The following is a 17,273-nucleotide window of genomic DNA, read 5'->3' as shown; positions in this document are numbered from 1 at the left end:
TCTCTCCAATTTGCATGGCATGAGTTTCGCCTTCCTTTGAAAGAGGATAATCTGTTTGTCCGTAATAAAGCCTTCCTCCATGAGGAAGGTCCGGTTTTGCGTGTCTCATTAAAAAAATATTAAGTCCTTTTGTCATATCTAACCTCTCTATTATAAAAAATTAATTGATTATCTCATCATCATAGCTCCATGGCGGAGTAACTATGCATAAAAGCTCTAAGCTATCATCAGAGTCATTGACTATGTACTGCTCTGCCGATGCAGGAATCACTACAGTTGTCCCCTTTTTTAATTCTATCTTTTCTTGGTTTAAATGAAGCGTTGCGGCTCCTTCTATGACTATATATATTTCTGTCGATTCAACAAGTTTATGTGGAAGAGATTTACTGTGAGGAGAAAGCATAGCATGCGACACGGAAAAAGAATCGAATGGGAGCTTTTCTTTGCCGGGATGCAACAGCTCTGCCAAGTCACATAAATCTCTGGATATTATGCGTTTCGTATCCTTAAAATTACGTATGTGATAATCCATTTTTTCTCCCCCAATGCTCCTTAATTTTATCATTATCCCTAAAAAGACAAATGTGAATAACACTTATTTTTATTTATACAAGAGGATAATGTATAAGGGAGATTGCTTGACTATTAAAAACAGGGCAATATTGATATGATATTGATAAGGGAAGTAAAATAAATATATAAAAATAGAGACAGAATCGTCTTGAAAGGTGGTTTATCCAACGGTATGAAAAAAACGAAAAGTATATTGTTGCTTACCCCTATTACTCTCTTGTTGTGTTCTGCTACGGCGGAGGCTTCAAAATCCTCCTCAATCTCTACGGGAGGGACTGTGGCTATTTTTGTAGGAGTTGCAGTCTTTACCTTACTGATAAAGTATTTTATGGAGTAAGGTTTTTTCGTAAGGGACAAAACAAACAAAAAGTTATAGTTCACATCATGTAGTAGTGCGTGTTAGACTCTCATGAATTTATTTCACAGGAGAAATATCGTAGCACCGCTCATTTTCTCTGTCTATGCTTTTATAAACAGATTATTTTATTATCAAAGCTTCGGGCGATTTTAGCCACTTTATTGTGCGTCTCATGAAAAAGAAAGCTGTGAATGCTCCTAAGAAATCTCCTGCCGGGAAAGTAGCCCATATCCCCCAAAAACCAAAGAAGCGAGGAAGGATGAAAACGAGGGGATACATGAAAAGTCCTTGCCTCATAGTCGAAAGCATTAGAGATTCTTTCGCTTTTCCAAGACCTTGAAGCGCAGCATTCGTGATAACAGTTAATCCAAAAAAAACAAGACCGGAATACCCTATTCTCATTCCAGGGATTCCTAATGCGAGGAGTTCGGGTTCATCACTAAACAGCATTATAATTTCTCTAGCAAAAAATTGAGCGAGAATCCAACTACAAGTATAGAAAGAAGTGACAAGAACTAGAGATTTTTTAATAGTTTCTATTGCTCTCTTAGGAAGGCCGGCACCATAGTTATATCCAATGATAGGTTGCACTGCGTCGGCTATGGCAAAGGCCGGAAGGAATAAAAGAGTGTCTATACTGAAGAACACTCCGAATGCCGATAATCCTATTTCTCCACCGTAAAAAAGTACCTTGCGATTCATAATGGTGACCAAAATAACGAAGGCAAGCTGCATAATAAAATTCGCGCTTCCTACAGTCATAATCCTTTTTATGATTTCAATTTTAGGGCGTACCATAAAATAGAACCTTATTCTCAATGGAGTGTTTTTAAAAGTAAAGAAAGCAAGCCCGAAAACAGTTACGGCCGCTTGGGCCAAAACAGTTCCCAAGGCTGCACCTTCTACTCCCATTTTAAAATAAACAATAAATATTGCGTCTAGGATGATGTTTGCAATTGCACCAAGAATTTGAGTTGTCATTGCATATCGTGGGCTGCCACATGAACGAATCAGAGGGTTTAGCGCAAAGGATATCAATGCAAGAGGGCCTGCAAGAAGAATCATATACATATAATCGCGAGCCATTGGGAGTAGGGTTTCACTGGCTCCGGAGAGGTGCAAAATATTATTCGTGAAATAAAAGCCTATGACAGAAACCAGACAGCCAATAAAAAATAGAAGCACTATTGACTGAGAAAGGACATGTTCGGCAGCTCTTTTTCTTTTTGCACCATAGAGAATAGCAATTCGTGAGCTTCCACCGACTCCTACAAGAGAAGATAGAGCTGTCATTAGCACCATTATAGGAAAGGCTGTTGTAATTGCAGCCAAGCCGGTAGATCCCACATAGTGTCCGACAAAAATTCTGTCAACAATATTATATATTGCACCAGCAATCATCCCAAACATGGAAGGCAAGGCAAAGCGGAGTAATAACGTTGTAGTTTTTTCCTTTAGCATCATGTTATGAGTTTGACTTCCCCCGGTATTAATCTCTGTAGTTATGACGATTCTTCCTTTCCATAATGTTGATGTCCCACATCTCTATATGTTATCTTACACGCAAATAGAACTTTTCTTCAGTTCCCGCTACTTCGTCGCCTTTTACATCATACCCTTTTACTATAACAGTAACTATTTTCCCGTCCATTTTTTGGGGAAATCTGAAAGCATGTCGAAATTCATATATTGATTCTTCTGTTAGTTTTTTATTATTTTCCTCAAAAGTTCTTTGTAACAGAACTGGTTTATTTTCTGAATGAAGAGTTCCTTCTATCATGTTAACAAAATCGTAATGGAGATATGAGATTCTATTGTTGACAGAAAAGGTTCCGTCGCTATTTGGCTCCACTTCAGAGAGGAGAGGTTGAATTGGAGTAACCACGCCGTTGACAACAAAGTCTTCCCCTCGGTTAACAGCTACGGAATTGTAAACGTTTGTATCCACCACGTCAATGACGTCGGCAGGGTTATAGGTACTTTTGTTGTTAAATTCTGCACGTGTAAAACGAATTTTCTTCTCATATCCAAATGGAATTATTTCGCCCTCAATCGATTTTATTCCGGAAGGAGTTTTGATATTAAGGAGAGGTTCTCCTATATCGTAATAATAATAAAGAACCTCGTCAGAATTGAGAAAGCCTTCAAAAGCAATGCGTCCTATTTCAACTGATTGAGTTGCACATTTCTCTTGAGCAATATTGTATAAAATCGCATGGATTTTTCCGCTAACATACTCTAAACCATCATTTTCTCTCCATCTTAAAGGTATTTCATATGCGGAGGGGAGCCCTATGCTCCAGTACCCAGGAAAGGGGTCTCTGTACATTCTTATTCCTCGTTTCTCAACGAATTTTTCCACTTTTTTTACGTGTTGAATGGGAGAAAAACGAGCGAGAATTTTTTCTTGAACAGAACCAAACATTATATCGAAAGAATGGCTGTTTAGCGAAACGTCATGTTCACTGAGCGTTGTGTCACCGGATATGACGGTTAGTAATACCCTATATAGTCCCCATTCCAAATCTTTTTCATATATTTCTTTATAGCTGCTGTCAAAAGATTTTGTGCAACCACCCTGAATTAAAACGGCAAAACTATTCTCTGTCACAACAGCTTTTACTCTCGGATCATAGAAACTTTCTGGAGTTTCACTGTGATAAACAAGATCGGGAGGGGGTGATTTAAGCAGTTCTTCATCTGTTAGTTTAACGTGTGGTGCTTTGCCATCATATTTTAGTAAAATATCACGCATGGGAGTGACTCCGGTTTTTTTATCAACACGACTTTGTACACTTCGTACCGGTTTCATTTTCCCATCTCTTGCATCTCCTGTAAGAACAACTTCTACTTTGATGTCTATTGGAGAGTCAGAAGCTTTTCTCCCCTCTCTGTCTATTCGGCCAATTACGTAGAAATCTCTTCCGGATTCTAGTACCTGCTCTTCAAGTTTGGGAGCTGTAATATAAATTTTTAAAGCATAGGCCCGCGAGCATGGAGTGCACAATAATATGAGCGCCACGGCCATCTTTATTAATGTTTTTTTCTTAAGCATAAAATGCACTCCTGTCCTCGTTGCATCAGAATTATCATAATTATAAAAATAGATGTTGTTATTGTTAAGTTATAAATAAAATAAATTAATAATTTAATAATAAAATTATAGAGCATAAAACAGGATGGGGTCCCAAATTTGGGAACCCATCCTGTTTTATAATATAAATAAGTTAGATGAATTTTAGTAGCTGTTACGTTTAAGCATAAGTTTTAAGGGTTTCTTTGCTGTTGTTGCAAGGACTGGAACAGGTTCTTTTGTGTTTTCTGCTTCAGGTTTTTTTGCGGCATCTTCCTCTTTGCGGTAAAGAACTTGCACGGATTTCGATCCGTCACGATAAATTGTAATCCCTTTACAACCTTCTTTCCAAGCAAGGGTATAGGAATCAATAACATCTTGAACTGTGCTGTCATTAGAGAGATTTATTGTTTTGGAAACAGCAAGATCTGTATATTTTTGAAAAACCCCTTGTGTCTTTACGTGTGATATCGGTGCGACTTGATGAGACGTAATAAAGACAGAATTAATAATGTCTTCGGATAAATTGTTTTTCATGGCTTTCTCATAGTAGCGATTGGCCTGTTTCATTACAACCTTTGTCCCATCTATTTGAGTTCTCACTCTTGAATGCTCTAACGCAAAAAGAGGTTCAATCCCGGAAGAGCAATCTGCCAATAAAGCAATAGTTCCTGTCGGAGCAATACATGTCAAAGTGGCGTTGCGACGTCCGAGGTGTTCCAATGACGCAGGGATGCCTTTTTCTTTTCCGAGAGCAACAGAAACAGAATGTGATGTCTCTTGTATTGTAGACATGATTTGATCCGCCAAATCCAATGCTTCGTCACTGTCGTAAGGAATAAGAAGCTGGAAGAGCAAGTCCGCCCACCCCATGACGCCGAGTCCGATTTTTCTTGTTAAAGTTACCGCTTCTCCTATCTCAGGTAGAGGATAGTGGTTTACATCTATAACGCTATCAAGGAAGCGTGTTGCAACTGCTGTGACATCCTTTAACAGTTCAAAATCAAACTTGCCATCTTTAACCATTTTTGAAAGGTTTATTGATCCCAAATTGCATGCCTCATTGGCATAAAGCGGAGACTCTCCACAGGGATTGGTACTTGTAAGCGGCCCTAAATCAGGGGTTGTATTGCCACGGTTTATAGCATCCAAGAAAATAATGCCGGGATCACCGGAGCGCCATGCAGATTCTGCAATATCGTAAAGGAGAGCGGCTTCTTCTCCATCAGGATTTGCTTGAGCTTTCTCCATAAAGTCATCAAATATTCCTACGGAAATATTAAAATTGCTTATCGTGCCATCCTGATCTTTACAGTGGATAAATTCACGAATATCGTCATGGTCTACGTTTAGTATTCCCATATTTGCACCGCGACGCATACCGCCCTGCTGAACTGTTTCTGTGGCTTTATCAAAAAGACTCATAAATGAAATCGGGCCCGAAGCACGTCCGTTTGTGCTGTTTACTTTAGCTCCGCAGCCACGAAGATTGGAAAAATTAAAGCCGGTACCACCACCACTTTTATGTATAAGCATTTGTTTACGGATAGCTTCACAAATACTTTCCATTGAATCTTCTATGCCTATAACAAAACAGGCAGCTAGCTGACCGTGGGGGGCGGGTCGGCCGGCATTCATTATTGTGGGACTGTTGGGCAAAAACAAAAGTTTCGCCATAATTTCATAGTACTCATCAGCCCATTTGTACTGCAAAGGAGTTGTTTTCTCCGCTGAAGATACGTGTTTTGCAATTCTTAGCAACATCTGTTCCGGTGTTTCTTTTACGGCGCCATTGTCATCTTTCCAAAGATAGCGATCCAACAAAATGTCTTGCGCAGACTTATTAAATGATGGTTTTATTAGCATTATAATCATTTCCCCCTTAATTGCGAATATTATTCGCTCACGAGTAATACTATCAGAGAGGACACAAGATTGTAAAGTGGATAACGCTATATATACAGGGTTCTTTTCCACGAAACACTGTATATTGTGTGATTATCTCTGTGGATATCTTTGTGGAAAAAAACAGGGAGATAGGCCTCTACGCTGTTATTTTAAAATTAGAATTTTATTTGATATTTTTATATTTTCTAGAAAGAAATATATCTTTAATAAATTAAATATTTTAAAAAAAGAGGAAATAGTGTAATATGACAACGGATGTATTGCAGCATCCACCGTCATAGACCTTGAAGCTTTTTTTTCTAAGGCACTTGCTATGGAGAAAAAGCCGTTAGGGCGGAATAGGAAACAGTTCCGTCTCCCATTGTGGAAAGAGGTTCGGATTGCCAATGTGGCGTGCTCTAAAGGAGTCTCGCCATGTCAACCCTCCTTCGAATGGCACACTTCAGGCTATGAACAAATTATGAGGAGGCCATGTTTTATGAAAATCAAAAAGTATCGCTCCATAATTACGACTCTTGTTCTTTGTCTTTTTCTTTTTGGAGGGAGCGCACAAGCAGCTCCAGTGCTCAAGATGGCGACAACAACTAGCACAGACAACACAGGGCTTTTGGATTACCTTGCCCCCATTCTTCTTAAAGATACAAATATTGAAATCAAGTGGATTTCAGTGGGTACTGGGAAAGCGCTTAATCACGGCAGAAACGGAGATGTGGACGTGGTTCTGACTCATGATCCGGCGGCAGAGGATAAGTTTATGGCCGAGGGAGCTGCGACTAATCGTCGGCAAGTAATGTACAACGACTTCGTACTTATAGGTCCCGATAGTGACCCAGCCGGAATAAAGGGAAAACCTGTCACAGAAGCGTTGAAAATTATTGCGGATAAAAAACTACCCCTTGTCAGCCGCGCTGATAAATCAGGAACACACTCCGCCGAACTTAAACTTCTTGATAAGGCGGGAATAAAAGATTTTGATAAGGCTTCTTGGTATGTACAAGCTGGACAAGGAATGTTAAAAACAATCAATATCGCTGACGAGAGACAGGGTTATTGCCTCACCGACCGTGGGACTTTTGTAAAGTATGATGCAGCATTAAAAGGGAAAAAAGGACTGGTCATTGTTGTAGAAGGAGATAAAAATCTTTTAAATCAGTACAGTGTAATGGCGGTTAACCCTGCCAAGCATGCCCATGTCAAATATGATTTGGCACTTAAGTATATTGAGTGGATTACATCTCCAAAAGTACAAAAGGATATAGCCGGTTTTAAACTAGAAGGAAAACAGCTGTTCTTTCCCAACGCAAATGGCAAGTAGTGTAGACGCTTAACTCATTGTTTGGCGGGACTTTGGCCAAAGTCCCGCCTTTCTTCTTCTAAAGGGGTGTTCTCATTTGGACTTTATATTAGAGGGTTTGGCTCAGGGCATAAAACTAATCTTTTCAATGGATGAAGAGACCGCCAATATTGTGACAACAACTTTGCGTCTTACAGCTTTGTCTATGTTCGGCATACTTTCTCTGGGCCTTCCACTTGGGTTCCTCATAGGCTATCACGATTTTCCTGGCAAATCATTTCTGCGCTATTTGGTAGATATACTCCTTTCCTTGCCGACAGTGGTAATAGGGTTGCTTGTATATGCTTTTATCTGTCGCAATGGTCCATTTGGTAGATATGAACTTCTTTTTACTATAAGAGGCATGGCTATTGGTCAATTAATATTAGGATTGCCTATAGTAATAGCTTATACTGCGACGGTCGTGGAAGAATTAGATAGTAGACTCAAAATGACTCTTAAAACGGTGGGTGCTTCGGGTTTTCAACTCGCTATAACGAGTTTATGGGAAAGTAGATTTCAAATACTGGTTGCAGCTCTTACGTCATATGGCAGGATAATTGGCGAAGTCGGTTCAGCTATGATGCTTGGAGGCAATATTAAGTGGTATACCAGAACAATAACTACGGCCATCTCACTGGAAACAGGCAAAGGGGATTTCGCATTGGGAATAGCTTTAGGAGTAATTCTTATTGCGATATCAATTGTCTTGAATTTTACTCTCTCTCTCATTCGACGTAGAACGGAGAAATTACAATTTCTAAATTAAACGGAAGTCTCTATAACATAAGCGCTTTGAAACATAGGTACGGTACGGGTGATGTAACTCTAAACATCCCTTCTCTTTCGATAGAGGAAGGTGATGTTATGGGGGTTGTGGGGCCTAATGGAAGTGGGAAGTCCACTTTTCTAAAAATATTGGCATTCCTTGAACCTATTTCTGAAGGAAGTATTTTATATAAGGGGAATAAATCTTCCGGAATCGAAACCGAATTGCGCGAAGAAATCACATATCTTCTGCAGGAACCATATCTCCTAAAACGAACCATTTTTGAAAACATTGCTTATGGACTAAAACTTCGCGGAAAGAATTTTAATGTTAAAGAGCGGGTATGTGATTCCCTTTTAAGAGTAGGGCTTAATCCGGACAATTTTATAAATAGGCCATGGTACAGACTTTCTGGCGGAGAGGCACAAAGGGTCGCTCTGGCAATGCGTTTGGCACTACGCCCCAAGGTATTGCTTCTTGATGAGCCAACGGCCAATGTAGATGAACAAAGTGCACAGTTGGTGAAAGCAGCGGCTCTTTCTGCATGGAAAGAATGGGGTACGACCGTTATAATAGCGACACATGATTTGACTTGGCTACATGAGGTATCTACGGTAATTGTCACCCTATATAAAGGGCGTATTGTCGGCAAAGAGGCGGAGAACATTATTCAGGGAAGCTGGGAAATCAACGGAGATTTCGCAGTTCGAAATTTTTCTGACGGTCAAATTATTCGAGGATTTTGTTGTGAAACAGAAAATATTTTGGCCGGTTCAATAAGTCCTTCAAAAATTAAGATAACAACAGTTGAACAACCTCGCTCAGATAGCCTAAATATTATTAAAGGAACTGTCGTACAGACAACGCTTGATTCCAAAAAAGAAAGCGTATATGTCTTCGTAAAAGTTGGAGAATCGATGATAAAAGTGCTCATGCCTCTTGGACAGATGCAAAAAGATAAAATTTATCCATCAACGCAGGTTTGGATTTCTTTTTCTCCTAACAACTTAAACTGGTTGTATTAATTAAAATTTTAGATATTATATTTTTCTCCGTCTACCGTGTGATTTTTCTCTCCAAAACCTTCCTTATTACAGCTGTGATAAATGTTTTTATTCAAAGCAACTTTTCCCAATAAACTCCCTGAGAATAGAAAAGTTTGGAACATCGTCAGGTAGAATTACTGGAACAAACTGCAGAAGAGAGAGCAGCCTTTGTGCTTCGCCGTATGCCTCAGAATCTTCGCTGATAGATTTTAACAAGGGTTTTACATAACCCTTAAGTACGGGCAGCTCATAGGCCAAAGCAGAATTAAATATAATGTCAGCACTTTCTTGATAGGGGAAAACATAACGAAAAGAGCCTCTGACAACGGATGGCCACTGTTTTAAAGTTGTCTCTGGCGGATGTCCTCTTTTGTTATTGTCACGCACTAACCGTCGTAAAAGTCTCGTGTCCGTTGTGCCAATTCTATTGTGTAAATCCAGATTCGTTCCGGTAAGAGGCCCTGCAAAAATACGATATATTTTTTCAGGCGGAATGCCTTCTGTCAATTTTTCGTTTAGTCCATGTATACCTTCAATAATTAGCAGCTGTCTAGGTTTTAGCTTGAGAGAATACCCCTCTTGACTAAGTCCGTTCATAAAGTCAAACCTTGGAACAGCAATTTCTTCTCCGGAAAGAAGTGCTTTCAAGTGTTTGTTTATTAAATAAATATTGATTGCTTCTAGCGCTTCGAAGTCATAATTACCCTCTGAATCTTTTGGCGTACTTTTTCTGTCTACAAAGTAATTGTCGAGTTCTATAGTTTGTGAGTCAATACAAGAGGCCAAAAGATTAATGCGGAGTCTTCGTGAAATTGTTGTTTTTCCTGAGCTTGAGGGGCCGGCCAGACAGATTAAACGAACATCGGGGTGAGACTCGATTTCGTCCGTTATCGCAGAGATTTTCTTTGTGTGAAGAGCTTCGCTTAGCATTATGAAATCCCTTGTCTGTCCACGAGCAACTAAATTATGTATTAAATCCATAGAATCTACTGAGAGATGATTTAGCCATTTTGAATAATCCTGCAATATTGCAAAAACTTTTTTATCAACTTTGAGTTCAATGACCTCCCTGAAGTTTTCAAAAGTCGGTCCGGAAAGATAGAGCCCCTCTTCATATAAATGAAGGTCAAAAACGGGGGTGTCTGCCGCTGAAATGGCAACGGCTTGTCCGAAGAAGTCATAGATTCCCTCACACTTATATAAGGTAATGGGATCTTTTCCGGTCCAAAATAAAAGCCTTTCTTTGTCGTAATAGCCTTGAGAGGTCATTATTGATCGTTCTTCGTCCACAGAAACCTCTTCTCTTTCAATAGCGATTTTTTCCTTTACCATACGCTGCATCTCATTAAAAATAAGATCTCTATGTTTCATAGTTATTGGTTTTTCAATGGATTTATAGTAGAAAGATTGATTCATCGATTGAGAAAGGTGAAGTTTTAGTCCGGTTTTTCTGATTGCAGCAGATGTAAGCATAAAGGAAAGAGTGCGTAGGTATACATCTATGCCTTCAATGCTATCAGTTGTGATAAATTCAACATAAGAATCTATTGACAAAACCCAAGAAAGTGAGCGTTGAACCTTATTTACCCTGCAAGCAACAACACTTTCTTTGTTTGGAAAATCGATCATTCTAAGAAGCTCTTGCACTGTCGTAAAAGCTTTGACAGTAACATCTCGCATTTCCGGTATTTTTATTTTTAACATCACAAGTCCCCCTTAGTAGATAAGAGAGTATCCAAACATTTACTGTTTCTGCCTGTAATAACACAGCTTTAATAATTGTAGCATAAGGAGTTGCGGCATTGCCGTTATAAATAATAAAAGTAAATATTTTTGTAATTACAATAATCCCCGCTCTTTTTACATAACAACTAGAAAGAACGGGGAAATGTTGTGTTTTATGAAAATATAAATTAAAGAGCGTTTATTTAATTTCTTTATTTGTGAATATTTCGGTTGAACGGTCTAAAATATTATTGAGAAAAGCAATAGTCAAACCATAGTTAGTTATGGGAATATCGAGGTTGTCTGCCTTTATAAGGCGCGACATAAGCTGTTTTCGAGTAAACATACAGCCACCACAATGGATTATAAGAGCGTATTCTTTAAGGTTATCAGGAAAGTCAATCCCGGATACGATATCAACTTGTAAATTTTCTCCAAATTTAGTCTTCAGCCAGCGTGGAATTTTCTCTCTTCCTATGTCTTCTGTAAGAGGAGCATGTGTACAAGCTTCGGCTATAAGAACCTTGTCATATTCTTTTAAGTTGGCAATAAACTTTGCACCATGAATAAATAAGTCCAAATCTCCCTTATTTCTCGCGTAAATAATGGAAAAAGATGTTAAAGGAATATTTTCATGCAACAAGCTATTCACTTCGGAGAAATACTGTGAATCAGTGATAACTAAATCAGGAGGATTTTTTAGCGAATCCAGAAGCATGGGGAGTTTGTCTACGGAAGATGCCAAGACAAATCCTTCGTTATCAAGAATATCGCGCATTACTTGTACTTGTGGAAGTATAAGACGTCCCTTTGGAGCTTGAATATCTTGTGGCATGACTAGGACTACAAGTGCGCCTGGTGAAAAAAGGTCGCCGACAAGCGTTGAGCTCTCAAAAGCTGTAGGAGCATTTTGTACTATTGCAGAAAGGAGTTCTGCTCTATCCCTTTTATCAAGAGAGGAGAGCACAATAAAAGGAATTCCTAACTCTTTTTCAATAGTTTCTTTAATAGAGGTTATTTTTTCTGTAGTTGATTCCTTTATTTGGTTTATAACGCCGAGCACGGGGATATCCATAGTGATTAAATCGTTTAACCAAAGTTTTTCATCTTCAATATTCTCGGCACAATGAGCAGGTATTACAAGAATGGCGAGATCAGTTTGCTCCATCATTTTTTTCGATTTCGAAATTCTAAGCTCTCCAAGACTCCCCTCATCATCAAGCCCGGCAGTGTCAATAATAGTAATGGGGCCAAGAGGAGGAAGCTCCATGCTCTTTATAACTGGGTCTGTTGTAGTTCCCGCAAACTCGGAGACGAGAGCCGTATTTTGTCCTGTTAAAAGATTTATTAAACTTGATTTTCCTGCGTTTCGCCTTCCGTAAAACCCGATATGTAATCTGTTGGCACGGGGGGTCTCATTGAAGCTCAAAAAATCACCGCCTATCAATAAGTTGTATATAACAATAAAGATATTAATGTAGATAAATTAAAGAGTTTTCAGCTTAATTATGTAAAATGTATTCCTTTTATTCTAACAGCATAACTATATCACTGTTATGCTTATTTTCTTGAAAAATTCCGTCAACTTCTTTCTAAGGCAGTTTTCTTTTTTATAAAATAACGCTATTATATCCCCTACTATATCCTTTGTATAAACATTAATTTATGACATTTTATGTAATCTAACACAGCGGGATTTTTAATGGCTATATAATAAAAGATATTTTTATATCGGGGGCTATTCATTGAAGCTAAAAATAAAAAACATAGTGTTGAAAAATTATAAAAGCATACTGATTTTCCTTGTTGCCATTGTATTGCTCATTTCTTGGCTTAAAACCATATCACCAAAGTCCATTAAGGTTGAGCAAGAATCTTATAAATTAGGGACTATTGTTCGACTTACTCTATATGGTGCAGACAGAGAAAAATTAGAGAGAGTAATGGAGAATGCGATGTCAGAGATAAGCAGGTATGAAGGGTTATTCTCTGTCAATATTAGGACTTCAGAAATATCGAAAATAAATTCAGGAGAGCAATCCATTGTCAGCGAAGAGACAGTGCGGATAATAACCGACTCTCTCAAGTATGCTGAGGATACGAATGGAGCTTTTGATCCTACAATCGGAGCTATCGTAAAGCTTTGGGGTATAGGTACGGAGTCAGCTCGATTGCCGGAAAAGATAGAGGTGGATGCTCTTCTCCCCTATGTGGGCTATAAAAAAGTATGTTTAACAAAAGATATGGTAATTATCGGCGAAAATCAGAGTCTCGATTTAGGCGGCATTGCAAAAGGATGGATAGCAGACAGATTGGCAGAAAACATAAAAAAAGAGGGAATCTCTTCAGCACTAATTGACTTGGGTGGAAATATTGCTGTCGTAGGAAAAGCTCCCCAAAATAGAGCCTGGAGGCTGGGGCTGCAGCATCCGAAGAGTCCAAGAGGCCGATATTTCGCAGTTATCGATGCGATAGATACATCTGTTGTAACATCTGGTCCGTATGAGCGTTATTTTGAAGAAAACGGTGTAATTTATCACCATATTTTCGATCCAAGTAGCGGCCACCCGTCGAACTCTGATTTAGAGTCGGTGACAATTATTTCAAAAAATTCAGCAGAGGCTGATGCTCTTTGTACAGCTTTCTTTATAATGGGCGAGAAAAAAAGCATAGAATTTCTTAATTTACATAAAAATATTCAGGCAGTATTGGTTGTCAAAAATTGCGAGAGAGCCATTATTACAGAAAGATTAAAAAAATCTTTTACTATAAAAGATCCAGCTATAAGGGTTGATGTCATCGGAGAAAAAGATGAAACGCGGTGACAAGGTGCTATCTGCCATATTCTTGTTGCTTTTATCACTGACTATTCTTGTGTATACATTAAGATATTGTAGGCCTCAGAATGGTTTGAGTGTGGAAGTTCGTAGTGACGGAGTTTTAATTAAAGAAATAGAGCTAAACAAAAATTTGACTGAAGAAATTCTTATTGAATATAAAAACGGTAAAAATATCATACTTATAGAAGAGGGAAGAGTCGCAGTTATAAGTGCTGATTGTCCCGATAAGGATTGTATAAAACGTGGTTGGCTAAAATATAAAGGAGACTCCTCCATATGTCTTCCGAATCATCTTTCGATAAGGCTAAAAGGGGAAGCAGAAGTGGATGCGGTGACATTCTGATGACGTTGAGAAAAATAATTTTATCATCTCTTTTCGTCTCTCTTGCATTGGTCTTTAATCTTATAGAGGGGCTTTTGCCTTTTCCAATGCCGGGAGTGAAGCTTGGCACAGCCAATGTATTCGCCTTATCCGCACTTGTTATGATGGGGACTAGGGAAGCTTTTATGGTAACAATACTGCGAGTCTTTTTGGCCCTGCTGATAACCGGCAATTTTTTTTCATTTTTTTGTGCTATCACAGGGGGATTGCTAGCTACAGTAACAATGGTTTTACTTTACACAAAATTAGAGAAATATTTTTCTCTTTCATGGATTAGCGTCGCAGGAGCGTGGGCATTTAATTTAGGGCAAACTTTAGTTGCATCTTTTGTAGTTGGAGACTTTAGATTGATGTACTACCTTCTTCCTCTTCTTGTAATAGGAACTATTTCCGGTTGGATTGTGGGAAAGCTTGCGGAGACGCTCTGCATAAGATTGGAACATCTTAAATAAAATCTAAGGCTAGAACTTAAAAAGTTAATAAAAAATAGCCCTGTCAATAATATGGGCTATTTTTTATGTAAATATTTTAATTTAATTAAAGAAGTTTGTTTTATTTAGAATTTGAATCGCTACCGTCATACTTCATTCGTACTTGTACGATGCGATGGTTTTGAACTTCCAGAGCAGTAATTTTCCAAGGGCCATAAGAAAATGTTTCTCCTTGGCTGGGGAAATTTCCAGCGAGTTCCAGCATCATTCCCGCTAGTGTGTCTACTTCTTCGAAGGCCTCATCAAAAGGATAATTTAGCGCTTCAGCCAAATCTTCTAAATTTACTTGTCCCTGAACAAGATATGTATTATTCGCTTCTTTTTGGATTTCAGGAGCTTCTGAGTCGTATTCATCCTGAATATCCCCGACAATTTCTTCAATGAGGTCTTCCATTGAAACCAAGCCAGCCATTCCGCCGTATTCATCAACAACGATAACAATATGTTTTTTTGCTTTTCTCATAATATCTAGGGCTTCGTCAATTTTCATCGTCTCCGGCACGAACATTGGTTTTCTCATAATATCAACTATTTTTATATCTTTTTCACCGTCTGCTAAGGGTAGTAGTAGGTCTTTGGCGTACAGCATTCCAATGACGTTGTCTAAGTCTTCCTTGTATACGGGAATTCTTGAATGTCCGCTTTCAACGAAGATTTTGACCGCATCAGCAGCACTTCCATCTTCTTCAATTGAGTAGACATCTGTGCGGGGGGCCATAACCTCTGACACTCTTGTTTCTTCAAAACCGATAACACCGTGTATCATTTTGCTCTCATCTTCTTCCAAAGCACCGGAAGCACTTCCCTCGGTTACGAGGTAGTCTATCTCTTCACGGGAGATTAACGAACTAAAAGAGACGAGATCCGTGTCGGTAATTTTCCCAATAATTTTGAGAATAATGGAGAGTAAAAATGTTATGGGGGTCATTAAAAAACTAAAAAAATGTAAAAGAGGAAGAGAGGAGATTAACACTCTTTCTTTTTTTGCTATTGCATAATTTTTGGGTAATATTTCACAAAAGATAACAATAAAGAATGTCATAACTGCAACAACAACAACAGGTCCAAATTTGCCGAGAAGTTTTATGCCTAAAGAAGTAGCCACGACACTTGCTGCAATGTTGACTAAATTATTTCCAACTAAAGTAACATTAATGGCTTTTGAAGTATTGTCAGACAGCCAGAGAAGCCCGTTTTTTCTATGTGGATACTCAAATGAAAGCATAAGAAGCTTGCTTTTCCCTGCCGCCGTAATTGAAGTTTCAGCCGCGCTAAAGTAAATTGATAAGAGCAAAAGTACGGCTAGCAGGATAATACTGCCAATTATGTCCGAACTCAACAAAAATCATCCTCCTTGGATGTTGTGAAGTTTATTGAAAATATTATAACACAGCGATAATTTGTTATTTGTCCTTTTTACGTGGGTATTTTTCTCTGTCTTTCAGATCCATTTTTATGTAAAACTCTTCAATTTTTTCAAGAATATATTTTCGTTTTTCCTTTTCATCAAATTCAGAAGGAAAGGTTGATGGGTCAATAATATCTCCAAATGTGACAGTGACTTTGCGTGGGCGAGGGAACTTCATATGAGGAGCGAGTGAGCGAAAAGTGCCTCCGGCCCAGGTCGGTATAATTGGAGCTCCAGTTTTTAGCGACAGCACAGCAACTCCTCCCTCTAGAGGCTGAAGGGTTCCGTCTTCGCTTCTGTGTCCTTCAGGACAAATAAAAACATTTTCACCATTTTCTAGAAATCCGATTACCATTCTAAGAAGTGCCGCGGAGCTTACTTTGTCGTTTGAAGAAACAGGCACAGCTCCCATTGCAAGTAAGAATGTTCCGAATAGAGGAACTCTGAAAAGTTTATCCCAAGCAATAAATCTGAGACGAATAGGGAACGCAGCAAGTCCCACAACGGGAGGATCAAGGTAGCTTGCGTGGTTTGATGCAAATATAATTGGTTTATTCACGGGCACTTTATCTTTATCATATATAGAAAGCCTATGGTAAAGTTTAAAATAAACAAGAACGATGAATCGAACAAAATTGTATAGCATAGAAACGCCTCCTATATTTTGGCTCATTTCTTACTTTATTGTAACAGGATAGCGCAGATATGATAAAATTGGCAAGATGTGGGGTGGTATTTATGCCAGAAAATATGCAGACAAAGGCCGTAGAAGCAAAGAATTCTCGTGGTTTTTTTAGGAAAGTTCTGAGAGATTTCTCTTTGGGATGTGTTGCATTTCTCCCATTAGTTATCATTGCTCTTATAGTTTACTACCTTTTTTCGATAGCTCAGTATTTTGGAAATTTACTTTTTGGTATTACTAATTCGGTTTGGAGAGCGTCTTTAGTTGCTGTTTTAGTTTTATATTTACTTATTTATACCGGCCGCAAATTGAGACGCAAGGAAAAATGGTTTTTAAATTTTATTGAACAATTAATTTCTAAAACGCCTCTGATTGGAGGAGTATATCAGGCCTTTAAAGATATGGTTTCGGCCCTAACCTCAGGAAAAGGAGATCGTTCATATTTGGGTACAGTCAAAGTCCCCTGTGGTCCGGGCTATATTATAGGCTTTGTTACTAAAAAAGAAACTGGGGAAGATGGTATCGTGAATTTAACAATCTTTGTGCCTACATCTCCAAATCCTACCACTGGCTTGGTTTTCTTTTATCCGGAAAGCGAGATAGAATATTTAAACATGTCGCCGGAAAAAGCTTTTACAAGGATTATTTCACTTGGGATGAGATCTTAAAACATAAAAAGACAAGG

At 38.6% G+C, this 17,273-nt stretch carries 17 protein-coding genes and 1 riboswitch; of the genes, 8 read left to right on the top strand and 9 right to left on the bottom strand.

Features of this window, described 5'->3' with window-relative positions:
- Positions 1-136: phosphoglycerate mutase family protein (locus GXZ13_05965; protein NLX75359.1), on the bottom strand; the 136-nt coding region annotated here is incomplete at its 3' end.
- Positions 137-160: 24 nt separating this feature from the next.
- Positions 161-532: a cupin domain-containing protein gene (locus tag GXZ13_05960; GenBank protein NLX75358.1), complete on the bottom strand. Its 372-nt coding sequence runs from the start codon at positions 530-532 to the stop codon at positions 161-163.
- A gap of 213 nt (positions 533-745) precedes the next feature.
- Here GXZ13_05960 and GXZ13_05955 point away from each other — a divergent pair, with 213 nt between their 5' ends.
- Positions 746-910: a hypothetical protein gene (locus GXZ13_05955; protein NLX75357.1), complete on the top strand. Its 165-nt coding sequence runs from the start codon at positions 746-748 to the stop codon at positions 908-910.
- Positions 911-1,051: 141 nt separating this feature from the next.
- Here GXZ13_05955 and GXZ13_05950 read toward each other — a convergent pair whose 3' ends face one another.
- From GXZ13_05950 to GXZ13_05940, 3 genes are all read right to left on the bottom strand, one after another.
- Entirely contained in the window at positions 1,052-2,395 is a 1,344-nt protein-coding gene (locus tag GXZ13_05950; protein NLX75356.1) for an MATE family efflux transporter, read from the bottom strand.
- Positions 2,396-2,483: 88 nt separating this feature from the next.
- Positions 2,484-3,986: a hypothetical protein gene (locus tag GXZ13_05945; GenBank protein NLX75355.1), complete on the bottom strand. Its 1,503-nt coding sequence runs from the start codon at positions 3,984-3,986 to the stop codon at positions 2,484-2,486.
- A 183-nt stretch (positions 3,987-4,169) separates the two neighbouring features.
- The gene (locus tag GXZ13_05940; protein NLX75354.1) at positions 4,170-5,879 is read right to left on the bottom strand and encodes an adenosylcobalamin-dependent ribonucleoside-diphosphate reductase; all 1,710 of its coding nucleotides are present in this window, start codon (positions 5,877-5,879) and stop codon (positions 4,170-4,172) included.
- A 304-nt stretch (positions 5,880-6,183) separates the two neighbouring features.
- A riboswitch (molybdenum cofactor riboswitch) is annotated at positions 6,184-6,301 on the top strand.
- Between the two features lie 89 nt (positions 6,302-6,390).
- Here GXZ13_05940 and GXZ13_05935 point away from each other — a divergent pair.
- The 3 genes from GXZ13_05935 to GXZ13_05925 all read left to right on the top strand — a co-directional run bounded on the left by GXZ13_05935 (position 6,391) and on the right by GXZ13_05925 (position 9,039).
- Positions 6,391-7,227 carry a solute-binding protein gene (locus GXZ13_05935; protein NLX75353.1) on the top strand — a complete coding sequence of 279 codons (837 nt, stop codon included), beginning with the start codon at positions 6,391-6,393 and terminating at the stop codon, positions 7,225-7,227.
- Positions 7,228-7,303: 76 nt separating this feature from the next.
- A complete protein-coding gene (locus GXZ13_05930; protein ID NLX75352.1) occupies positions 7,304-8,014 on the top strand; it encodes an ABC transporter permease in 711 nt (236 codons plus the stop codon).
- On the top strand, positions 8,002-9,039 hold the full coding sequence (locus GXZ13_05925; GenBank protein NLX75351.1) for an ABC transporter ATP-binding protein: 1,038 nt from the start codon (positions 8,002-8,004) through the stop codon (positions 9,037-9,039). Before GXZ13_05930 ends, GXZ13_05925 begins: the two co-directional genes overlap by 13 nt.
- A gap of 87 nt (positions 9,040-9,126) precedes the next feature.
- Here the strand turns inward: GXZ13_05925 and GXZ13_05920 are convergent, their stop codons facing one another.
- A complete protein-coding gene (locus GXZ13_05920) occupies positions 9,127-10,764 on the bottom strand; it encodes a nucleoside kinase (GenBank protein ID NLX75350.1) in 1,638 nt (545 codons plus the stop codon).
- 220 nt (positions 10,765-10,984) lie between these two features.
- Entirely contained in the window at positions 10,985-12,214 is a 1,230-nt protein-coding gene (gene hydF / locus GXZ13_05915; protein ID NLX75349.1) for a [FeFe] hydrogenase H-cluster maturation GTPase HydF, read from the bottom strand.
- 316 nt (positions 12,215-12,530) lie between these two features.
- On the opposite strand from hydF, the gene GXZ13_05910 reads away from it, so the two are divergent.
- The 3 genes from GXZ13_05910 to GXZ13_05900 are packed head-to-tail and all read left to right on the top strand — an operon-like array spanning position 12,531 to position 14,459.
- Entirely contained in the window at positions 12,531-13,610 is a 1,080-nt protein-coding gene (locus GXZ13_05910) for an FAD:protein FMN transferase (protein ID NLX75348.1), read from the top strand.
- Positions 13,597-13,968: a NusG domain II-containing protein gene (locus GXZ13_05905; protein ID NLX75347.1), complete on the top strand. Its 372-nt coding sequence runs from the start codon at positions 13,597-13,599 to the stop codon at positions 13,966-13,968. Before GXZ13_05910 ends, GXZ13_05905 begins: the two co-directional genes overlap by 14 nt.
- Positions 13,902-14,459 carry a Gx transporter family protein gene (locus GXZ13_05900; protein ID NLX75346.1) on the top strand — a complete coding sequence of 186 codons (558 nt, stop codon included), beginning with the start codon at positions 13,902-13,904 and terminating at the stop codon, positions 14,457-14,459. The genes GXZ13_05905 and GXZ13_05900 overlap by 67 nt, the downstream gene beginning before the upstream one ends.
- A gap of 100 nt (positions 14,460-14,559) precedes the next feature.
- Here the strand turns inward: GXZ13_05900 and GXZ13_05895 are convergent, their stop codons facing one another.
- Together GXZ13_05895 and GXZ13_05890 are read right to left on the bottom strand one after the other, a co-directional pair.
- Positions 14,560-15,837, bottom strand: a complete 1,278-nt coding sequence (locus GXZ13_05895; GenBank protein ID NLX75345.1) for an HlyC/CorC family transporter — start codon at positions 15,835-15,837, stop codon at positions 14,560-14,562.
- A 64-nt stretch (positions 15,838-15,901) separates the two neighbouring features.
- Entirely contained in the window at positions 15,902-16,552 is a 651-nt protein-coding gene (locus GXZ13_05890; GenBank protein ID NLX75344.1) for a 1-acyl-sn-glycerol-3-phosphate acyltransferase, read from the bottom strand.
- 92 nt (positions 16,553-16,644) lie between these two features.
- Between GXZ13_05890 and GXZ13_05885 the strand changes: the two genes are divergently transcribed.
- Positions 16,645-17,256, top strand: a complete 612-nt coding sequence (locus GXZ13_05885; protein ID NLX75343.1) for a DUF502 domain-containing protein — start codon at positions 16,645-16,647, stop codon at positions 17,254-17,256.
- Positions 17,257-17,273: the final 17 nt, after the last annotated feature.

This window comes from Synergistaceae bacterium (genome assembly GCA_012728235.1).
Classification (GTDB): Bacteria; Synergistota; Synergistia; order Synergistales; family Synergistaceae; genus JAAYFL01.
Note: the sequence above shows the minus strand (reverse complement) of the source record. Positions and strands in the feature narration are given on the sequence as shown.